This window comes from Azonexus sp. IMCC34839 (genome assembly GCF_047047955.1).
Taxonomy (GTDB): Bacteria; Pseudomonadota; Gammaproteobacteria; order Burkholderiales; family Rhodocyclaceae; genus Azonexus.
This window is the reverse complement of sequence record NZ_CP150631.1, coordinates 2444487-2464854: the sequence shown is the minus strand read 5'-3', so window position 1 is coordinate 2464854 and position 20368 is coordinate 2444487. Positions and strand designations below refer to the sequence as shown.

18 protein-coding genes are annotated in these 20368 nt (G+C 61.2%); 7 read left to right on the top strand and 11 right to left on the bottom strand.

Annotated features, from left to right (window positions below):
- Positions 1–30 precede the first annotated feature (30 nt).
- From WIF35_RS12015 to rsmB, 6 genes are all read right to left on the bottom strand, one after another.
- A complete protein-coding gene (locus tag WIF35_RS12015; protein WP_412478453.1) occupies positions 31–2010 on the bottom strand; it encodes a primosomal protein N' in 1980 nt (659 codons plus the stop codon).
- 300 nt (positions 2011–2310) lie between these two features.
- On the bottom strand, positions 2311–3378 hold the full coding sequence (hemE, locus tag WIF35_RS12010; RefSeq protein WP_412478452.1) for a uroporphyrinogen decarboxylase: 1068 nt from the start codon (positions 3376–3378) through the stop codon (positions 2311–2313).
- A 103-nt stretch (positions 3379–3481) separates the two neighbouring features.
- Positions 3482–4747: a sigma-54-dependent transcriptional regulator gene (locus tag WIF35_RS12005; RefSeq protein WP_412478451.1), complete on the bottom strand. Its 1266-nt coding sequence runs from the start codon at positions 4745–4747 to the stop codon at positions 3482–3484.
- Complete coding sequence (locus tag WIF35_RS12000) at positions 4725–6881, bottom strand: ATP-binding protein (protein WP_412478450.1); 2157 nt, start codon at positions 6879–6881, stop codon at positions 4725–4727. Before WIF35_RS12000 ends, WIF35_RS12005 begins: the two co-directional genes overlap by 23 nt.
- Entirely contained in the window at positions 6878–7480 is a 603-nt protein-coding gene (locus WIF35_RS11995) for a DUF4390 domain-containing protein (protein ID WP_412478449.1), read from the bottom strand. The genes WIF35_RS12000 and WIF35_RS11995 overlap by 4 nt, the downstream gene beginning before the upstream one ends.
- The gene (rsmB, locus tag WIF35_RS11990) at positions 7443–8702 is read right to left on the bottom strand and encodes a 16S rRNA (cytosine(967)-C(5))-methyltransferase RsmB (RefSeq protein WP_412478448.1); all 1260 of its coding nucleotides are present in this window, start codon (positions 8700–8702) and stop codon (positions 7443–7445) included. Before rsmB ends, WIF35_RS11995 begins: the two co-directional genes overlap by 38 nt.
- Positions 8703–8735: 33 nt before the next feature.
- On the opposite strand from rsmB, the gene WIF35_RS11985 reads away from it, so the two are divergent.
- Positions 8736–9617, top strand: coding sequence for a S1/P1 nuclease (locus tag WIF35_RS11985; RefSeq protein ID WP_412478447.1), 882 nt, complete (start codon positions 8736–8738; stop codon positions 9615–9617).
- Between the two features lie 9 nt (positions 9618–9626).
- Positions 9627–10010 carry an adenosylmethionine decarboxylase gene (speD, locus tag WIF35_RS11980; RefSeq protein ID WP_412478446.1) on the top strand — a complete coding sequence of 128 codons (384 nt, stop codon included), beginning with the start codon at positions 9627–9629 and terminating at the stop codon, positions 10008–10010.
- Here the strand turns inward: speD and htpX are convergent, their stop codons facing one another.
- Genes htpX through def form a run of 3 tightly spaced genes read right to left on the bottom strand, consistent with a single transcriptional unit; the run spans position 10011 to position 12350 of the window.
- Entirely contained in the window at positions 10011–10868 is an 858-nt protein-coding gene (htpX, locus tag WIF35_RS11975; protein WP_412478445.1) for a zinc metalloprotease HtpX, read from the bottom strand.
- Between the two features lie 58 nt (positions 10869–10926).
- On the bottom strand, positions 10927–11850 hold the full coding sequence (gene fmt / locus WIF35_RS11970; RefSeq protein WP_412478444.1) for a methionyl-tRNA formyltransferase: 924 nt from the start codon (positions 11848–11850) through the stop codon (positions 10927–10929).
- The gene (def, locus tag WIF35_RS11965) at positions 11847–12350 is read right to left on the bottom strand and encodes a peptide deformylase (RefSeq protein WP_412478443.1); all 504 of its coding nucleotides are present in this window, start codon (positions 12348–12350) and stop codon (positions 11847–11849) included. The genes fmt and def overlap by 4 nt, the downstream gene beginning before the upstream one ends.
- 144 nt (positions 12351–12494) lie before the next feature.
- On the opposite strand from def, the gene WIF35_RS11960 reads away from it, so the two are divergent.
- From WIF35_RS11960 to WIF35_RS11950, 3 genes are all read left to right on the top strand, one after another.
- Entirely contained in the window at positions 12495–13517 is a 1023-nt protein-coding gene (locus WIF35_RS11960; protein ID WP_412478442.1) for a LysM peptidoglycan-binding domain-containing protein, read from the top strand.
- The gene (gene dprA, locus WIF35_RS11955; protein WP_412478441.1) at positions 13514–14590 is read left to right on the top strand and encodes a DNA-processing protein DprA; all 1077 of its coding nucleotides are present in this window, start codon (positions 13514–13516) and stop codon (positions 14588–14590) included. The genes WIF35_RS11960 and dprA overlap by 4 nt, the downstream gene beginning before the upstream one ends.
- 78 nt (positions 14591–14668) lie before the next feature.
- Positions 14669–17197: a DNA topoisomerase III gene (locus tag WIF35_RS11950; RefSeq protein WP_412478440.1), complete on the top strand. Its 2529-nt coding sequence runs from the start codon at positions 14669–14671 to the stop codon at positions 17195–17197.
- Positions 17198–17488: 291 nt separating this feature from the next.
- Here WIF35_RS11950 and WIF35_RS11945 read toward each other — a convergent pair whose 3' ends face one another.
- Positions 17489–18403, bottom strand: a complete 915-nt coding sequence (locus WIF35_RS11945) for a hydrogen peroxide-inducible genes activator (protein WP_412478439.1) — start codon at positions 18401–18403, stop codon at positions 17489–17491.
- Positions 18400–19107: a 16S rRNA pseudouridine(516) synthase gene (locus WIF35_RS11940; RefSeq protein ID WP_412478438.1), complete on the bottom strand. Its 708-nt coding sequence runs from the start codon at positions 19105–19107 to the stop codon at positions 18400–18402. The genes WIF35_RS11945 and WIF35_RS11940 overlap by 4 nt, the downstream gene beginning before the upstream one ends.
- A 23-nt stretch (positions 19108–19130) precedes the next feature.
- Between WIF35_RS11940 and WIF35_RS11935 the strand changes: the two genes are divergently transcribed.
- Both WIF35_RS11935 and WIF35_RS11930 read left to right on the top strand, forming a co-directional pair.
- The gene (locus WIF35_RS11935) at positions 19131–19601 is read left to right on the top strand and encodes an SRPBCC family protein (protein ID WP_412478437.1); all 471 of its coding nucleotides are present in this window, start codon (positions 19131–19133) and stop codon (positions 19599–19601) included.
- A gap of 4 nt (positions 19602–19605) precedes the next feature.
- A complete protein-coding gene (locus tag WIF35_RS11930) occupies positions 19606–20310 on the top strand; it encodes a hypothetical protein (RefSeq protein WP_412478436.1) in 705 nt (234 codons plus the stop codon).
- Positions 20311–20368 lie beyond the last annotated feature (58 nt).

The following is a 20368-nucleotide window of genomic DNA, read 5'->3' as shown; positions in this document are numbered from 1 at the left end:
GGGCAGCGAACACTGCAAGGGGCGTGCCGGTCAGAACTCGAGCGGATCGACCTCGATGTGCCAACGCAATTTCGACGGAACCTTGAGCTGCTCGATGGCCTCGCGCCAGCACGGCAGGAAGGCCTGCAGGGCCGGACGCGACGGCGATTCGACCACCAGCTGGCCGCGCTCCAGGTTGGCCAGGCGGGCCATCTTCATCGGCACCGGATCGAAGACCAGAACGGCATCGTGCTCCCTTGTCACCGGCAAGGCGGCGGCAGCCTTCAGGAAATCGATGGCCATCGTCATCTCCGGCGCCTCGGCGCGCAGCACGGCCTGGAAGGTATAGGGCGGGAAGCCGGCCTGCTCGCGCTCCTTCAACTGCTGCGTGGCGAAGCCGGGGTAGTCGTGGGCCCGCACGGCGGAGAACAGCGGGTTATCCGGATACTGCGTCTGGATGAGCACTTCGCCCTTCAGTTCGGCCCGGCCGGCCCGCCCGGCGACCTGCATCAACTGCGCGAACAGTCGTTCAGGCGCGCGCCAGTCGGCGGCAAACAAGGCCGAGTCGGCGCCAAGCACGCCGACAAGCGTCAGCTTGGGGAAATCGTGGCCCTTGGCCAGCATCTGCGTGCCGACCAGGATGTCGGCCTCACCGGCGTGGATACGCTCCAGCACGGTCTCCCACTGCTTGCGGCTTTTCACCGAATCGCGGTCCACACGCAGCACGCGCGCCTCGGGGAAACGTTGCTGCACCCAGGCCTCCAGGCGTTGCGTACCGCGCCCGAACGGGTGGATATCCTGGTTGCCGCAGGTCGGGCAAGCCTTCGGTACGCGATGCTCGAAGCCGCAGTGATGGCAACGCAGGCGCTGGTCGGCCAGATGCAGCACCATGTTGGCGGCGCAGCGTCGGCAACGCGATACCCAGCCGCAAGCCGGGCAGGCCAGCACCGGCGCGTAGCCGCGCCGATTGAGGAAAACCAGGCTCTGCTCGCCACGCTCCAGTCGAGCGGCGATCGCCGCCGCCAGCGGTTCGCTGACGCCTTCCTGCAACACCATTTTTCGCGTATCGAGCACGTGCACCGCAGGCAGGGTCGCCTCCGGGTTCGCCCGCTCCGTCAGCAATAGCTGGCGGTAGCGTTTGTTCTGCGCATTGGCCCAGGTTTCCAGCGACGGCGTCGCCGAACCGAGGACGATGGGAATACCTAGTTGATGGGCGCGGAACACCGCCACATCGCGCGCCGAATAACGCATGCCGTCCTGCTGCTTGAAGGACGGATCGTGCTCCTCGTCGACGACAATGAGGCCGAGACGCGGCAGCGGGGTAAACACGGCGAGGCGAGTGCCGAGCACGATGGAAGCTTCGCCGGCAAAAGCTGCCCGCCAGTTGCGCTCGCGCGCGGCCTCGGCCAACTCGCTATGCAGGGAAACCACTTTCTCGCTAGGAAAGCGTGCGCTCACTCGCGTCTCGAGCTGTGGCGTAAGGTTGATTTCCGGCACCAGAACGAGCGCTTGTCGGCCGCTGGCCAGTGCCCGCTCGATCAGGCGCAGATAAACCTCGGTCTTGCCGCTGCCGGTCACCCCAAACAACAGGTTGGCCGAAAATCCCTCGCCGGGAACGGCAGCGATTGCCTGAGCCTGCTGCTCGGTCAGCGGCGGCGGAGAAACGGCCGATGGCGAACGCCCCGCCCTGCCCTTGCGCCGCTCCGGTACCACCAGACGCTTCAGACCGGCCGGCAGGGCCTGTAACAATACTTCGCCGGGTGCCGCCTGGTAATAAGTGGCGGCAAACTCACAGAGTGCAAAGAAATCCGCTGGCAGGGGCGGCAGGTCGCGCAGGATTTCACCGGCGGTTTTCAGTTGCTCCAGCGGCCATTCACTGGTCTCGGCCACCTCGGCAATCAGGCCGATCTTCTCGCCCCGCCCGAAAGGCACCCGGACACGCAAGCCAACATCGTTCGTCGTCGCTTCCGCAGAAACGTATTCGAACAGGCGGTGCAGCGGCAAATCGAGAGCAACGCGCAAAACGGGCATAAATTTGCCGGAACGAGCCGTTTATTCTCCAGAAATTGGCCGAAAACCAGCCGAAATTAACGTTTTTTCACTTGTCCACAAAAACTGTGGATAACTTTGTGGATTTATCTTGGGCAACCCCGGTAAGTCGGCGTCACGTAAGGATTTTGTTACTTTGCCGAAATATTTGGCAAATCCAAAATCGCTTTATTTTCATAAACTTAGAATAAATCCACAGTGTCAACACCATGGCGCGAATTTTTTGGTGAGGGTCGCCCTAACTCTGTGCATAAGTCGGGCAAACCCTCTGGCTTATGTAGCTTACTTTCGTAATAGACGGCTATGGCTATGCACGGTTTCAACCAGTGCCGTGACGTTATCCGGCGGCGTGAATTGCGAAATGCCGTGGCCCAGATTGAAGACATGGCCGGTATTGCCGGCACCGTAGCTGTCGAGCACCTTCCTGGCTTCGGCAGCCACGACTTCGGGGGTGGCGAACAGCACGTTCGGGTCGAGATTGCCCTGCAGCGCGACCTGGTCGCCAACGCGACGACGCGCTTCGCCAATGTCGATGGTCCAGTCCAGGCCGACACCGTCGCAACCGATGGCAGCGATCTTCTCCAGCCACAGGCCACCGTTCTTGGTGAACACGATGCTCGGAATGCGCTGCCCGTCCTTTTCTTTCTTGAGGCCGGCGACGATGCGCTGCATGTATTGCAGCGAGAATTCCTGGTAGGCCGCGTTCGACAACGAACCGCCCCAGGTGTCGAAGATCATCACGGCCTGAGCGCCGGAATCGATCTGGGCATTCAGGTAATTGGTCACTGCATCGGCCGTGACCGACAGGATGCGGTGCAGCAAATCCGGGCGGCTGTAGAGCATGCCCTTGATGTGGCGGAAGTCGCTCGACCCCTGCCCTTCGACCATGTAGCAGGCCAGCGTGTACGGGCTGCCGGAGAAGCCGATCAGCGGCACCGAGTTGTCCAGGGCGCGGCGGATCTCGGACACGGCATCCATCACGTAGCCGAGGTGATCGTAGGGATCGGGCGCGGACAGATCGTTGATCGCCCATTCTTCGCGCAACGGGCGCTCGAAGCGTGGACCTTCGCCTTCGGCGAAATAGAGGCCAAGGCCCATGGCATCCGGCACGGTCAGGATGTCGGAGAACAGAATGGCGGCATCGAGGTCGTAACGCGCCAGCGGCTGCAGGGTCACTTCGCAGGCCAGCGTCGGCGACTTGCACAGGTTCAGGAAATTGCCTGCCCGTTTGCGCGTTTCGCAATATTCGGGCAGATAGCGGCCTGCCTGGCGCATCAGCCAGAGCGGGGTGTAATCGGTCGGCTCCTTGAGCAGGGCACGCAGGAAGGTATCGTTCTTGGGTCGGCTCACAATGGGCTCCGCCTGTGAAAGTCGAAAAGTGGGATTATCCCGCTTTCCCGCCTTCCGGTCACTTCCACCTTTGGCAGGAGGTATTCCCCCGCCCCGGCAAACCTTACTCCTCGGAGCGTTTTCCCAGCTTGACGTCGAGCTGCTTCAGTTTGCGGTACAAGTGGGTACGTTCCAGCCCGGAGCGCTCGGCCAGCTTGGTCATGTTGCCGCCCTCCAAGCGCAGGTGATGCTCGAAATAGAGCTTTTCGAAAGCATCGCGCGCTTCGCGCAGAGGCTGATCGAGCAGGGGCAGTAGCGAGGCTACCTCCGACGATGCCGGCGATTCCCTGGGCATGACCCGGCTGACATCCTCCGCCGAAATTTCCTCGTCGAGCGAGGTCAGCGCCAAGTTGCGGATCAGGCAATAGAGTTCGCTCCAACTCGTCTCGTCAGTATTCTTCCAGGGCAGCGTGCGCAAGGCATTCAAGGCACCGGTGGAAAAACGGCGGGCCGGCACTTCACCGCGCTCGACGAAATTGGTCAGCAGCAGGCCGGCAATCTCGGGCAGGTCGTCGGCATGTCCCGCCAGCGGCGGCAAGGACACCCAGATCTCGCCGATGCGCGCGAGCAGTTTGCCGTCCCAGCCGTTCTCGGCCAGGGTGCTCATCGGCGTGCGGCAGCCCATGACCAGCTGCAGATGCAGACGCTCCAGGCGCTCGATGGCGAACGCGAGGTTCATCTGCTGCATCTTGCCCAGTGCGGCCAAATCGGGCACGAAGAGGACGCCACCGCTGTGCTTTTCAAGCACTTCCTGGGTCAGCGCGCTGCTCACCGACGACAGATCGAGCCAAGGCGAGCGCGGCGCATGCAAGGTACGAGCACAAATCTCTGCCATGCCACCGGTTGCCCCCTTGATCAGCAATACCGGGGACTTGGCAGCCGCCTGCTCAAGGCGACGCTTGAATTCCTTGACGAATGGCGAACGAGCGAAGGCCTCCAGGCTCAACGGCGGACGTTGCGGCAGCGTATCGTGCTTGAGCGCCTTCTGCACCGTCGACAACAACTTCTGCAGTGCAATCGGTTTTTCCAGGAAATCGAAGGCCCCGAAACGCGTCGCCTCGACCGCGGTATCGATCGTGCCATGGCCAGACATCATGACCACCGGCATGGTCAGATGGCCAGCGACATGCCACTCCTTGAGCAAGGTGATGCCATCCGTGTCCGGCATCCAGATATCGAGCAGAACGAGATCCGGCCTCAATTCTTGACGAACCTGCCGGGCAGCCCCGGCATTCTCGGCCAGCCGCACGTCGTAGCCCTCGTCCATCAGGATTTCCGACAGCAGTTCGCGGATGCCGACCTCGTCATCAACGACCAGAATGATTGCCATTTTTGGCTTCCTCCTCTTTCACCAGGGGCAGACGAATATCGATTCGTGCGCCGCCCTCCGGTGCATTGCTTATCTCTATGGTACCCGAGTGTTCCTCGACGATCTTCTTGACGATCGGCAGACCCAGCCCGGTGCCCCGCGCCTTGGTCGTAACATAGGGTTCGAATACGCGCGGTAGTATTTCGACCGGAAATCCCGGCCCGTTATCGGCGATCAGCAGCCGGGCATGCCGGCCAATCACCTCGGTGACGATGCGCAACTGCGGATCGTCCTTGCCCTCAAGGGCATCTTCGCCATTGCGCAGCAGGTTATGGATAACCTGGCGCAACTGTGTGGCATCGCCCAGGACAGGCGGCAGTTCAGTTGCCAGATGCAGCTCTATCCGTGCTGACGAGCTTTCGTACAGGCCCAGCACTTCGCCGATCAGGTTGTTCAGGTCGAGCGGCGACACCTCCGGTGCAGGCAAACGGGCATAGTCACGGAAATCGTCGACCATGCGCTTCATGGCCTGCACCTGATTGATGATGGTTTGTGTGCCCCGTGCCAGCATGTCCGCATCGCCATTGACCAGCTTGTCGGCCAGCTTGAATTGCAGGCGCTCGGCCGACAACTGGATCGGCGTCAGCGGGTTCTTGATCTCGTGGGCCAGGCGGCGTGCCACCTCGCCCCAGGCAGCACTGCGCTGAGCGGCAATCAGGCGCGTCACATCATCGAAAACCACCACATCGCCCCCGCCGCTGGCTTCAGGCAGGCGCGAACCACGCAACAACAGCACCTGCGGCATGCCGTTCGGGCGCTCCAACTCGAGCTGCGCTTGCCACTCCGGCTCTTCGGCCGTGGCGAAATGCTGGCGGATGAATTCGCCCAGGGCATGCTGACGCGGCCACTCTTCGGCCGCCACGCCGACCAGCCCTTGAAAATCGTCGTTCAGGATATTCAGCGCCCCTTCGTTGACCGTCCGTAGCATGAAGCGACGGTCGAAGACCAATACCCCGGCCGACAGATTGGCCAGGATGGATTCGAGATAGCCGCGCGCCGACTCCAGTTCGCTGCGATGCCGTTCCGTTTCGCGCCGGGCATCGTCGAGCTGGCGAGTCATGCGGTTGAACGACTGGGTCAGGACGCCCAACTCGTCACCGCTGTAGATCGCCTGGCGGGGTGAAAAGTCGCCCTGAGCTACCGCCTGCGTCCCTTCGGCCAGAATGTAGAGCGGCGCGGCCAAGCGGCGGGCCATCAGGTAAGCCAGGGCAAAGGCCGCGAACAAAGCAACCAGCACAGTCAGCGTCAGGGTCAGGGCGTAGATACGGGTCAGGCCTTGGCGCGCCAGTTGCAACTCCTGGTAGTCGCGATAGACGTCCTGGACGGAATCGGCATCCTGCGCCAACACCGCCGGCACGCTTTGGGTGACCTGCAGGATACGCGGCTCTTCGAACACCTCGCGCGATGCAACGGGCACGAGGACGCGCAGGTAGAGCTTGTCGCCCTCTCCTTCGACCGTGCTGACCGCCCGCTGGTTGCGGGCCTGCTTCAACCTGGCCTGATCCGGAAGATCGGGCAGCAAGGAGCCCAACTCGCCGGTCGCACTCGACAACAGTTGGCCGCCCACCGAAAACAAGGCAACCGAACCCACACCCTTCTCCTCGCGCAAGCGCAACAAGGCTGAGCGACGGGACGACTCCTGAATGTCGGAGAGCTCCAGCGCCATGCTGCGACTCTTCTCGGTCAGGTCGGCCAGCATCGCATCGAGGGCCGAACGGCCGAGGTGCAAACCCGACTCCAAGGCCTTTTCGACGCGCACATCGAACCAGCTCTCGATCGAACGCGTCACGAACTGGACCGACACGCCATAGACCAGCGCCCCGGGCAGCACGGCAATGACGCCGAACATCAGCATCAGGCGCAACTTCAGGCGGGCGCCGAACACCTGCGCCTGATAGTCGCGCCACAGCGAACGCAACTGCCAGCCGACCAGACCGAGCATGGCCAGGGCAAGAACGACGTTGAGGGCGATCAGCAGCGGGTAATTACGTGAAAAGAGGACGGTATCCGCCGCCGTGGACATCAGCAACAGGAACCAGAGGATTCCGCCGATTGCCGCGGCAAAGGCACCACCGGCTGCCAGGAAGCGCTTCATTTGGCCTCCTGTGCAGGTGGCAAGGTCAGTTGCCAGACTTTCCAGTCCGAACTCAGGCTCCAATCCTTGTTGCCGAGTGCGGAAATCTGAAAAGGCCGCGGTAGCTGGGTGATGTCCAGACGCAGCCGCAATGCCGCCTGCGCGCTTTCGCCCGCTCGTAATGAACGATCACCGCGTTCCAGAACGGTCCAGTTACGCAGGCGCGAAAGTACGGCCAGCGCGTCAGACAAGGTGGCGAAGGATTGATGCAGGCCGCCAGTGGACAAGCGATATTGCCGGGTCAGCGCATGATAGGACAGGCTGAAAACCTGGCTGCGGCTGACCAGTTTTTCGTCGAACCAGTACCAGCGACCGCGGGTCATTTCGAAATCGGCGACGAAATAAAGGACAACCCCCTTGCTGACCGCTTCTTCGAGTCGGCTGTTCAGTTCGAAACGAAAATCAGCGGACAGCGCATAACCGTCTTCGCTCGCCTGCACCTGTGGATTGGCGATCTCGATTTCGGCCGCCCAGGCCACGAGCGGCAGGAAGAGCGCCAGCAACAACCAGCGCCGCAGGCGCTCAGGCACGCTTGTCGAGAAGGCAGTAGAAGAAGCCATCGTGTTCGGCATTGGGCAGAAGCTGTTCTTCATGACGGCGGCTGGCATCCGCCTGACGCTGGAGGAATTGCTCGATCTGCTCGCGATTCTCGGTCGGAAAAACCGAGCATGTCGCGTAAAGCAGTGTACCCCCGGGACGCAAGACCTGCCACAGGGCATCGAGAATTCGCCGCTGCGTCGCAGCGAAGCTGGCGATATCCTCTGGGCGGCGCAACCACTTGGCGTCCGGATTGCGGCGAACGACGCCGCTCGCCGAGCAGGGAACGTCGGCCAGGATGGCATCGAAGTGACGGCCGTTCCACCAACGCTCCAACTTCGCGCAATCGGCTGCCTTGATTTCAGCCGCCAAGCCGAGGCGTCCAAGGTTCTCTTCGATACGCCGGCAGCGGCTGGGCTTGAGGTCGAGAGCCAGCAATTCGAGTTCCTGGCGTTCGAGCAAATGGGCCGTCTTGCCGCCCGGCGCCGCACAGGCGTCGAGCACGCGGACGCCGGACGACGGATCAAGCAGTTCCGCCGCCAGTTGGGCACCGGGGTCTTGTACCGACACCCAGCCTTCATCGAAGCCCGGCAGGCGATCCACCGGCAGCGGCTTGTCCAGCACGATACCGTCCCGGCCCCAGGCTCGCCCACCAATGCCTTCCTGCTGCAGGCGTTGCAGATAGTCATCGCGGCCGGTCCGGCGGCAGTTCACGCGCAGGGCCATTGGCGGCGGGCTATTGCCGGCCTCGACGATGCCCTGCCATTCGTTCGGATACGCCTTTTGCAGTTGTTCCAGCCACCAGGCCGGATGCTGTCCGGCCGCCACCGGGTCACGCTGAGCCGCTGCGGTCAATTCCGTCTGGCGACGCAGGAAGTTGCGCAGCACGGCATTGACCAGCCCGCGAAAACGACCGCGCGCCACTTCCCCTGCTGCCACGACCGCTTGATCGACCACCGTATGGGCGGCATCCGGCCGTGTTTCAAGACGATAGAGCGCGACCAGCAGCAGCGCATGCACCTCGGTATCGGCCAAGGGTTTGTCGAGCAAAGCCGCCAGAAAGAAATCGCCCCGGCCGTATTGGCGCAGGCTGCCGTAGACGAGATCCTGTACCGCCGGACGGGCCTGGCTATCGACGCGGGCCAACATGCCGTCAGCCAGGCTCTGGCCGGCAAAAACGGCCGCATCGATGCGTGCGGCCTGGAGCAAGGCATAAGCCAGCGAGGTGTGGGGCAATCTGGACATAGGCCGCGATTATCGCACGCGGCATAATGCCTTATGCGCCGAATCCTTATCGCTCTGCTCTTTCTCGCCGCCACCTCGCCCGCTTGGGCCTGGAATGCGGCCGGCCATCGGCTGGTCGCGATCATCACCTGGGAGCAGATGTCGCCCCCGGCTCGCGACTTCGTCATAGCCGCCCTGGCCCGCCATCCCGATTACGAACGTTGGCGACAACGTGCACGCAGCGACGAGGCTGGCCAGATTTTTGCCGAAGCCTCGACCTGGCCCGACGACATCCGTAACGATCCGCGCTTTTATAACGACGATGCCCTTGGCGAGCCTGCAGCCGGGTTTCCCGATAGCAGCCGACACAAGGATTGGCACTACGTCGATCTCGATGCCGACGGCCGAGTCGTGAGCGGACAACTGACGAGCCAATTGAAGCGTATCAGCCGACTGCTGCGGTGCACTAGCCCAAAACGGGAAATTTCATACCACCTGCCCTGGCTGCTGCATCTGGTCGCCGACATCCATCAACCGCTGCATGTCGGCCGGCACGGTGACGAAGGCGGCAATGCCGTGGAAATCGAGAACCCGTTCAATGCCCGGCTGCCCTTCACCAATGTACACACCTACTGGGACGACCTGCCCGGCCCGCCTTGGCTGCGCGGCAAACGGCTGCAGGCAGCGGCCGAGCAGATCATCGAACGCCAGCCAAAGCCGCCTCAAAAGGACGTCGAGGCCTGGGCCAGCGAGAGCCACGCGCTGTTGCCCGATGCCTATCCGACGCAAGCGGGCAGCCTGCTGCCGACAGTCAACGAGGTCTTCCACAAAAATGCCCGCCAACTCGCCGAACAACGCATCGCCGCCGCCGGGTATCGCCTCGGCAAATTACTCGATAACGCCTTTCGGGGATGCGTTTCACGTGAAACCCAATAAAATGACGTCATGCAAGGCCTGCACCTGATCGCCGATCTCTACGACTGCCGAGGCCCCGCCGCGCTGATGCTCGATGCGGCGCGGCTGGAGGTCTATTGCGTCGATGCCTGCCGACGGCATGGACTGACCGTCGTCGGTCAGCTATTCCACCTATTCCGCGACGAGCATGGCCAGGGTGCCGGCGTCACCGGCACGGTCGTGCTGGCCGAATCGCATCTGGCCATCCATACCTGGCCGGAAATCGGCGCCGTGACGCTCGATGTTTACGTATGCAATTTTTCCTGCGACAACAGTCAGCGCGCCGAAGCGCTTTTCGCTGAAGTCACGCAAGCCTTCGTGCCGGCGAAAATCGAACGGAATGCCGTTCGCCGCGGCCAACTCGCGGCGAGTTGATCAACCCCAGCCGCCGCGCGCCATGGTGCGCAGACGGGCGATCCGCTCCTCGGTCGGCGGATGCGTCGAGAACAGGCTGCGCAGGCCGCCGCCCGACAAGGGGTTCAGGATCATCATCTGCGCCGTTTCCGGATGCGCCTCCGCGGCCGCCAGTGGAATACGCCCCTCGGCATACATCTGGATCTTGCCCAAAGCATCGGCCAGCGCCTGCGGATCGCCGCTGATCTCCGCGCCGCCGCGGTCCGCCTCGAATTCGCGCGCCCGCGAAATCGCCATCTGGATCAGACTGGCCGCCAGCGGGGCCAGGAATGCAACCAGAATGCCGGCCAACGGATTGACCGGCCGCCCCTCTTCATCCCGCCCACCGAAGAACATGGCGAAATTGGCCAGGGCGGAGATGGCACCCGCCATGGTCGCGGATATGGTCGAAATCAGGATGTCGCGATGCGCCACGTGCGCCAATTCGTGCGCCATGACCCCGCGCATCTCGCGCGCCGACAGTAGCTGCAGGATGCCGGTCGTCGCCGCCACCGCGGCATGCTCCGGGTTACGGCCGGTGGCAAAGGCATTCGGCTGCATCTCGTCGATGATGTATACCTTGGGCATCGGCAAACCAGCACGCTGCGCCAGATCGCGCACCATGGCGTAAAACTGCGGTGCGCTGGTCTCATCGACCTGCTGCGCGTTGTACATGCGCAAGACCATCTGATCCGAGAACCAATAGGAAAAGAGGTTCATCGCGCCGCCGAAAACCAGCGCCAGCAACATGCCGCTCTTGCCACCAAGCATGCCGCCAACCACGGCGAACAACGCCATGATCGCTGCCATCAGCATGGCCGTCTTGACCCAATTGAACATCGCCAAGCTCCTTCTGGCTATCCTGGATGCCGATTATCTGTGGGTGTTCAGGCCGATATCAAGCAGGCAGATCGAAACGGTCGCCAACCTGCAGCGGATGTCCGGCCAAAAATTGCTGCACAGGCAAACGCTTGCCACCCGCTTTCTGCAACTCGGAAAGCGCAAGCGCCCCCTCGCCACAGGCGACGACGACGGCATGCTTGTCCAGCGCCAGAATTTGCCCCGGCTCGCCTTTGCCATCCACCGGTTTTGCAGCCCACACCTTGACCACCGCACCACCGAATGTGGCCTGCCCACCCGGAAAAGGATTGAAAGCGCGAATGTGGCGATCCAGCTCCGCCGAGGTACGGCACCAATCGATCACCGCTTCGGCTTTCTCGATCTTGTGGGCGTAGGTCACCCCATCGACCGGCTGAGGCTGGGCCGGCAAGGGCAAACCTGCCAGCGCCTGCACGACCAGTTCGCCACCCAGCGCTGCCAGGCGGTCGTGCAAGGTAGCGGTCGTATCGCTCGACTCGATCGGAAACGCACCACGTAACAACACCGGCCCGGTATCCAGGCCAGCTTCCATCTGCATGATGCACACGCCGGTTTCATGATCGCCCGCCAGCAAGGCACGCTGGATCGGCGCCGCACCACGCCAACGCGGCAACAACGAGGCATGGATGTTGATGCAACCGAAGTGCGGCAGATCGAGTACTGCTTGCGGCAGGATCAAGCCATAGGCAGCCACCACCATCACTTCGGCGCCGACAGCAGCGACCCGGGCTTGCGCTTCCGGATCTTTCAACGTGGTCGGCTGAAAAACCTCAATCCCATGCTCCATGGCCAGCTTCTTGACCGGCGAAGGCTGCAAGGACATGCCCCGCCCGGCTGGACGATCCGGCTGGGTCAAGACCATGGCCACTTGATGCCCGGCCGCGATGATGGACGCCAGCGCCTGGGCGGCAAACTCCGGCGTTCCAGCAAAAATCAGTTTCATGCGGTAACGCGCGCCTGTTTGGCCAGCTTGCTCTTGATCCGGCTCTGCTTCAGTTGCGACAGGTGATCGACGAACACCTTGCCGTCCAAATGATCGATTTCGTGCTGTATACATACCGCCAGCAGGCCATCGGCTTCCAGCACCTGTTCCTTGCCGTCGAGGTCGAGATAGCGCACCTTCACCTGCTCGGCACGTTCGACCTTGTCGTAGATACCCGGTACCGACAGGCAGCCCTCTTCACCCAATTGCGCTCCGACACACTGTTCGATCACCGGATTGACGAAGGCACGCAACTGATTCTTCTCTTCCGAAATGTCGATGACCACGACGCGTTTATGGACATCGACCTGCGTCGCCGCCAAGCCGATACCAGGTGCTTCGTACATGGTTTCCGCCATGTCGGCGACCAGGCGACGGATGCTGTCGTCGATTTTTGCCACGGGGGCCGCCACTTTTTTCAGGCGGGGGTCGGGAAAACGCAAAATGGGTAGAAGAGCCATATTGAAATTGGATTAAAAGCTTGCTCGCTTAGGTTATTACGTGCAGAATCTAAAGCAGTTTGGGAAATATGAACACCAAATGTTCCGGCTCGAATAAGACAATCGCCGGAGCAGCATGTTCCTTCCGCACGTGAGGTTACGATTATGGTTCGCATTATATCTGCGCTCATCCTGGCCGTGACGGCCTCCTGCGCTCTCGCCGCCGAGCCGCTACAGCTCGTCGACAATCCCCCTGACCGCCATGTGGTGGTCAAAGGCGATACGCTGTGGGGAATTTCCGGAAAATTCCTGAAGCAACCGTGGCGCTGGCCGGAAATCTGGCGCATGAACAAAGACCAGATCAAGAACCCGCACCTGATTTATCCAGGCAATGTAATCGTTCTTGATTTGTCTGATGGCACACCTCGACTCAAGGTTGCCCATCCCTACCAGAACAAACTTCAACCACAGGTGTATAGCGAGGCTATTCAAGCAAGAATTCCGAGCATTCCTCCAGATGTCATTGAGCCATTTATCTCCCAGCCACTTATCGTGGAAGATAAACAACTTAACGATGCTATCCGCATCGTTGCAACGCCAGAAGATCGTTTACTGGTTGGAAGCGGCGACTCGTTCTACGCGACGGGAATCCCCGATGTAAGTATCGAGAAATGGCATATTTTTCGTCCCGGCAAGCCTCTTAAGGATCCGGAATCCGGAAAAACCGTTGCTCACGAAGCCTATTTCTTGGGCAATGCACGATTGAGCAAACCTGGAACTCCTGCGACCCTACGAGTAACTTTTGCCAAAGAGGAAATTAGCCGTGGCGATTACTTGTTACCAGCCCCGTCTCCCGAAATTATCTCGTATGTTCCTCATCGCCCCGATGACCGAGTTGCAGCTACCGTACTGTCAATCTACGGAGGTGTAAATGAAGGAGGAGCCACTTCGGTTGTCACTCTTAATCGAGGAAAGAACGATGGACTTGAAATTGGACACGTCCTTGCTCTTTTCAGAAATCGGGTTGCAATGAGCATTGACGCTGATGGTCGACGTACGAATACTTCCGTCCCTGAAGAACGCTATGGTTTAGCCTTCGTTTTCAGGGTGTTCAACAATGTCTCTTATGCATTAATAGTGGACTCATCGAAGTCAGTTATTGTCGGTGATTCTGCACGGAACCCATGATTCACACCAAAGGGTTGGCCGCCTGGTTGCGGCTGACCCTGATCCCCGAAATCGGCGGCGAGACGCAAAGAAAGCTTCTCGCCGCTTTCGGTTTACCCGAGGCTGTTTTCTCTGCCGGCAGACTTGAGGTACGGAGCGTCATCGGCAGTCGAGCCGATCTGCTGTTCGACTTCGATGCTACGGACACCATTGATGCCGCCCTGCGCTGGCAGGAACATCCTGAACAACACATCGTCACATTGGCCGACGAGGCTTACCCGCAATCGCTGCTGCAGGCCAGCGACCCACCGACACTGCTCTATGTTCGTGGCCGGATCGAATTGATCAATCACCCATCGCTGGCCATCGTTGGTAGCCGCAATCCGACGCCGCAAGGGCTCAAAACGGCAGAAAGCTTCTCCCGCAGCCTGGCAGCGCAGAAGCTCTGCATCGTCAGCGGACTGGCCCTGGGTATCGATGCGGCAGCTCATCGCGGCGCCCTCGCTGCAGAAGGCGAAACGATAGCCGTCATCGGAACCGGCCCTGATCGCATCTACCCCGCCCGCAATAAAGAACTGGCGATTGCGATCGCTGAACGCGGGGCGATCATTTCGGAATTTCCACTGGGCACCCCACCACTGGCATCGAATTTCCCGCGCCGCAACCGCATCATTTCCGGCCTGTCGCGCGGGGTGCTGGTCGTTGAAGCGGCTCCGGAAAGCGGCTCCCTGATCACCGCACGCTTGGCCGCAGAGCAAGGCCGGGAAGTTTTCGCCATTCCCGGCTCGATTCACTCGCCCATGTCACGCGGTTGCCATAAGCTGATCAAACAGGGCGCCAAGCTGGTAGAAACGGCGGAGGATGTTCTTGAAGAACTTGGTGGCATCGTTGCGCCACAAGCACCCGAGAAGCTTCCGGAAGATGTCCCCGACCATCCAATATTGAGTACCTTGGGACACGGCCCCTGCAGTCTCGATGAACTTGCCGAAAGAACCGGCCTGAGTGCCGACCAATTGTTGCCGGAGCTCCTCACCCTGGAGCTCGAAGGGCTGGTCGCCACGCTTCCGGGAAACCGTTTTCAACGCCTCGGTTAACACCGCCTCCATTAGCGATAGCTTGCCAAGCCGCGCGCCGGACACTTATCATGCCCCGGCATCCATCAGGCAGACCCCATGACCAAGAAGCTGATCATCGCCGAAAAACCCTCCGTCGCCGCCGACATCGCCAAGGCGCTCGGCGGGTTCACCAAGCACGACGACTATTTCGAGAGCGAACACTATGTTCTCTCCTCGGCGATCGGCCATCTGCTGGAATTGGCCTGTCCGGAAGAATTTGAAGTCAAACGCGGCAAATGGTCCTTCGCCCACCTGCCGGTGATTCCGCCGCACTTCGCGCTATCGCCCATCGAGAAGACCCAGTCGCGCCTGAAACTGCTGACCAAGCTGATCAAGCGCAAGGATGTCGACGGACTGGTAAATGGCTGTGACGCGGGACGTGAAGGTGAACTGATCTTCAATTACATCGCGCAAAGCACCGGTACGAAGAAACCTGTGCAACGCCTGTGGTTGCAATCGATGACCCCGCAAGCCATCCGCGATGGCTTCGCGCATCTGCGCGCCGGCTACGAGATGCAGGGCCTGGCCGATGCCGCCGTCTGCCGTTCGGAATCCGACTGGCTGGTTGGCATCAACGGCACACGCGCGATGACCGCCTTCAACTCGAAAACCGGCGGTTTCCACCTGACCACCGTTGGCCGCGTGCAAACGCCGACGCTGGCCATCGTCGTCGAGCGTGAAAAGAAGATCCGCGAATTCAAGCCGCGTGACTACTGGGAAGTCGAAGCCAGCTTCCTGACTCGCCAAGGCGAGTACACCGGCAAGTGGTTCGACGAAGGCTTCAAGGGCAAGGAAGATGACGAACATGCCCGTGCCGACCGTTTGTGGGAAGAAAAGCGCGCCGAGGCGATCCGCGCTGCGACCCTCGGCAAGCTGGGCACGGTCACCGAAGAATCCAAGCCGGAAACCCGCCTGTCGCCGCTGCTCTTCGACCTGACCAGCCTGCAGCGCGAAGCTAACAGTCGCTTCGGCTTCTCGGCCAAAACCACGCTGGGGCTGGCCCAGGCGCTTTACGAAAAGCACAAGGTCCTGACCTATCCACGTACCGATTCGCGCTGCCTGCCCGAGGATTACCTGGCCACGGTCAAGCAGACGATGACCATGCTGACCGGCGAAGGCGCCGGCAAGGGCCACGACGAAGTCCTGCTCGCCCGTTACTCGCCGTTCGCGCACCAGATCATCGCGCGCAACTGGGTGCTGCCGAACAAGCGCATCTTCAATAATGCGAAAGTGAGCGACCACTTCGCCATCATTCCGACGACGCAGGCGCCGAAGGCGCTGAACGAAGCCGAACAGAAGCTTTACGACTTCGTCGTCAAGCGCTTCCTGTCCGTCTTCTTCCCGGCCGCCGAGTATCTGGTCACCACCCGCATCACGCGCGTCGAAGGCCAGCCCTTCAAGACCGAGGGCAAGGTACTGGTCAATCCGGGCTGGCTGGCGGTGCATGGCAAGGAAGGCCAGACCGGCGACGAAGGCAACCTGGTTGCGGTGGACAAGGATGAAAAGGTCAAAACCGAAGAGGTTGAGATCAAGGCCAACGCCACCAAGCCGCCACCGCGCTACTCGGAAGCCACCCTGCTCTCCGCTATGGAAGGCGCCGGCAAGATGGTCGACGACGAGGAACTCAAGGCCGCGATGGCCGGCCGCGGCCTCGGCACGCCGGCGACACGCGCCCAAATCATCGAAAACCTGATCGGCGAACAATACATGCTGCGCGAAGGCCGCGAGTTGATTCCGACCGCCAAGGCCTTCTCGCTGATGACCCTGCTTAACGGCCTGGGCATCAACGAACTGACCCAGCCGGAACTGACCGGCGATTGGGAATGGAAACTTGGCCGCATCGAAAAGGGCGAATTCACGCGCGACGAATTCATGCGCGAAATCGCCGAGATGACGCGACACATGGTCGAGCGCGCCAAGAGCTACGAAGCCGACACCATTCCCGGTGATTTCGGCGTGCTGCAAGCGCCCTGCCCGAAGTGCGGCGGCCAGATTCGCGAGACCTACAAGAAATTCCAATGCGGTAGTTGCGACTACGCGCTATGGAAGATCGTTGCCGGCCGCCAGTACGAACCGGCCGAAATCGAAACCCTGCTCACCGAGAAACACATCGGCCCGCTGACCGGCTTCCGCAACAAGATGGGGCGCAGCTTTGCGGCCGCCATCAAGCTCAATGCCGACTTGCAGCCCGAATTCGATTTCGGACAGGACAAGGCCAGCGAAGATGGCGAAGCCGAGGCCATCGATTTCTCGGGTCAGGAAGCCCTGGGCAAGTGTCCAAAGTGCGCCAGCAACGTCTACGACAGCGGCAATGCCTATGTCTGCGAGAAATCGGTCGGCGCTGCCAAGTCCTGTGATTTCCGCTCCGGCAAGATCATCCTGCAACAGCCGGTCGACGCGGGGCAAATGAAGAAGCTGCTGGCTGACGGCAAGACTGATCTACTCAAGGAATTCGTCTCCAACCGCACGCGCCGCAAGTTCTCGGCCTTCCTAGTTGTGCAAGGCGGCAAGGTCGGCTTCGAGTTCGAGAAAAAGGCTCCGGCCAAAAAGCCGGCTGCCAAGAAGAAAGCAGACGCCGAGGCCTGATCCCGGGCCTCGCTTTTCTCAGCGCAAAAACCTCGAAAAAAGTTCCCGGAGACGGGAACTTTGTCTTTTCGGCTTGTCTACATCGCCTCCAATTCACACTACCTACAACAGGGGCACCCCATGGACGAGCTTTCTCTTTTCGGTATCGGCTTCGCCGCCGTGATTTTCGGTCTGTCTTGCTTGATGGCGCTGAAGCTGGCTTCGAAGAAAGCCTACCACTAACAAAAAAGCCGGGATTTCCCGGCTTTTTTGTTAGTGCACCGCAGTAGTCGCGGTTTCACGTGGAACCGATCAGCGCAGCGTCGTCGTGCCAGGCAGCTTGCATGACAGCAGGGCCGCACGCACCGCATCGATCGCCTGTGGCCGCGGGAAGGTGACTCGCCAAACCAACCCGACTGTGCGGGCCGGCGGCTTGCCGGCAAAAGGCAGGACACGCACCATCGACTCCTTGTCGATCAGCGGATCGGCTGCCGTACTCGGCATCACTGCTACGCCCGCCCCGCTCGCCACCATGTAGCGGATGGTTTCCAACGAACTCCCTTCCAGCGAATGTTCGAGCGCATCCGGTGCGCTCAGACGCGGACAGGATTCCAGCACCTGGTCGCGGAAGCAATTGCCCTGGCCGAGCAGCAGGAGATTCTGCCCATCCAGTTCATCAGCCTGGATGTCATCGCGCCCGGCCCACGCATGATCGGCCGGCACGACGACGCGGAACGGCTCATCGTAGACCGGCTGGGCGACCAGACCAGGCTCGGAAAACGGCAGGGCGATGACGATCACGTCGAGTTCGCCGGCCTTCAATGCCGGAATCAGATTGCCGGTGAAATCCTCTTTCAGGAACAGAGGCATCTTCGGCGCTGCCTTGCTCAATGCCGGGATGAACTGCGGCAGTAGATAAGGCGCGATGGTGTAAATGATGCCGACGCGTAGCTGGCCGCTCATCGGGTCACCGGTGGATTCGGCGATTTCCTCGAGCTTGACCGCCTCTTCCAACACCCGCCGCGCCTGGGTAACGATGCGCTCGCCGAGCGCTGTGATACGCACATCGCTCGCCGTGCGCTCGAACAAGGCAGCGCCCAGTTGCCCTTCAACCTTCTTCAGTGCCACCGACAGCGTCGGCTGACTGACATGGCAGGCTTCCGCCGCCTTGCCGAAGTGGCGCTCACGCGCCAAGGCCACGATGTAACGCATTTCCGTCAGGGTCATTTGCTTTTCACCAGTTTTTCCATGTCCACCGCAGATAACCAACGCCATTCGCCGGGCTTGAGGTCCGCCGGCAGCTCCAGCTCGGCGACCGCCGCGCGATGTAGCGCCTCGACGCGATTGCCCACGGCCGCCACCATGCGCTTGACCTGATGGTACTTGCCCTCGGTTACGGTCAGGCGCAGGGTATGTTCATCGACGATTTCGGCAGCGGCCGCAACGATCGGCTCCGGCTCGTCGTGCAGCAACACGCCGGCCAGCAGCTGGTCGATCTGCGCCTGATCGAGCGGGTGCTTGGTGGTCGCCAGATAGACCTTGGGCACCTTGCGCTTGCCGGAAGACAGTTGATGGTTCAACTGACCGTCGTCGGTGATCAGCAGCAGGCCAGTCGTATCCTCATCAAGCCGTCCGATAGGCTGCACGCCGCGCTCGCGCAGGGGCAGCGGCAGCAATTCGAGCACAGAGGGATGATGCTGGGGCTTGCGCGAGCATTCGTAGCCGGCCGGTTTGTGGAGCAGCACAGTCGCGTGCTCCAGGTACGGCCATTCGACGTCATCCACCGAGAAGACCAGGCCATCGGTAGCAATATCGGCAAAGGGATCGTCGCAGATTTCACCATTCACCCGCACGCGTTCGCGGCGGACCAGGGCACGGCAATCCTTGCGCGTGCCAAAACCATGTTTTTGCAGGAGTCGTTCGAGTTGCATGGGCGGGATGCTAACATCGGCGCATGAATTTCGAACATCTCATCCAGATCAACGACCTGCAAAACCCGCTCATCGAGACGCTCGACCGCACCCAGGTCTGGGCCGGACTGATGCGCCGCGTCGAGGATGCCACCCCTTTCCTGCCTGGCCTGCAACGTTGTACCGTCGTCGAACGCCATGCCAGCCACCTGCTGCGCGAGCTCGATTTCGGTGCCGCCGTCATCCACGACAAGGTGACGATGGCCGAGGGCGAATGGGTCCGCTTCGACATCCTGCCCTCCGCACAACACGCCGGCGGCAGCCTGACCATCCGCATCGAGGAACCGGAAGCCGGCGCCCTCTTCCTGCGCTTCAGCTACGCCACCACCTTCGCCATCGATCCGAATTCGGAAGACCGGGCCTATATCGAATACGTGAAATCGGCCTATCACCAATCCGACGTCGATTGCGTGCAGATCATCCGCATGCTGGCCAGCGGCGGCACCTTGCAGTAGCGAAATGAGCAAGTTGGCGAGCGAATTCGAGCGCTTGTATCTGCTGCCCGGGCAGAAAGAGCCGCTGATCGATGCTAGCGCGGCTTCCCGCCTGCTCTGCCTGGCGCTGCCGGCCAAGGATTGGCCCGCGGCAGAAACGCTGTTGCAGGCCCTGCCGGAAGATCTCGAACTGCCCTTGCCGGCCCTTTCTGTCGATGGCGAAGGCTTTCGCCTGTGGCTGTCCTTTGCGGAAGCGATCGATGCCGCAACCGGCGCCCGCTTCGCCGCTGCGCTGCGCCAACGCTATCTGCCGGAAATGCCGGCCGAACGCCTGCAGGTTTTAGCCGGTCAGCTCACCCTGCCGCCCTCGCCGCTGGACGACGATGGCGAGCGCTGGGCGGCCTTCATCGATCCCGGCATGGGCAGCCTGTTCGTCGACGAACCCAGCCTCGATTTCTCCCCGAACCCGGATAAGCAGGCGGAACTGCTCGCCGGCTTCGCCAGCATCCCAGCCCGTGCTTTTGCCCAAGCCTTGGCTCGGCTGGAAGCGGCCAGTGCCGAAACTGCCGGCGAAACACCGACTGCTGCGGTGCACCTGCCCGAAACGGCAAAAACCATCGGTGCCTATCCTGACCCGAAGAACTTCCTGCTCGCCGTCATGAACGAACCCGGTGTGCCACTCGCCCAACGCATCGAAGCTGCCAAGGCCTTGCTGCCTTACGCCGACTGATCGAGCCGCGCTGAAAAACAGAAAGCCGAAGGAAAACTCCTTCGGCTTTTTCTTGCCA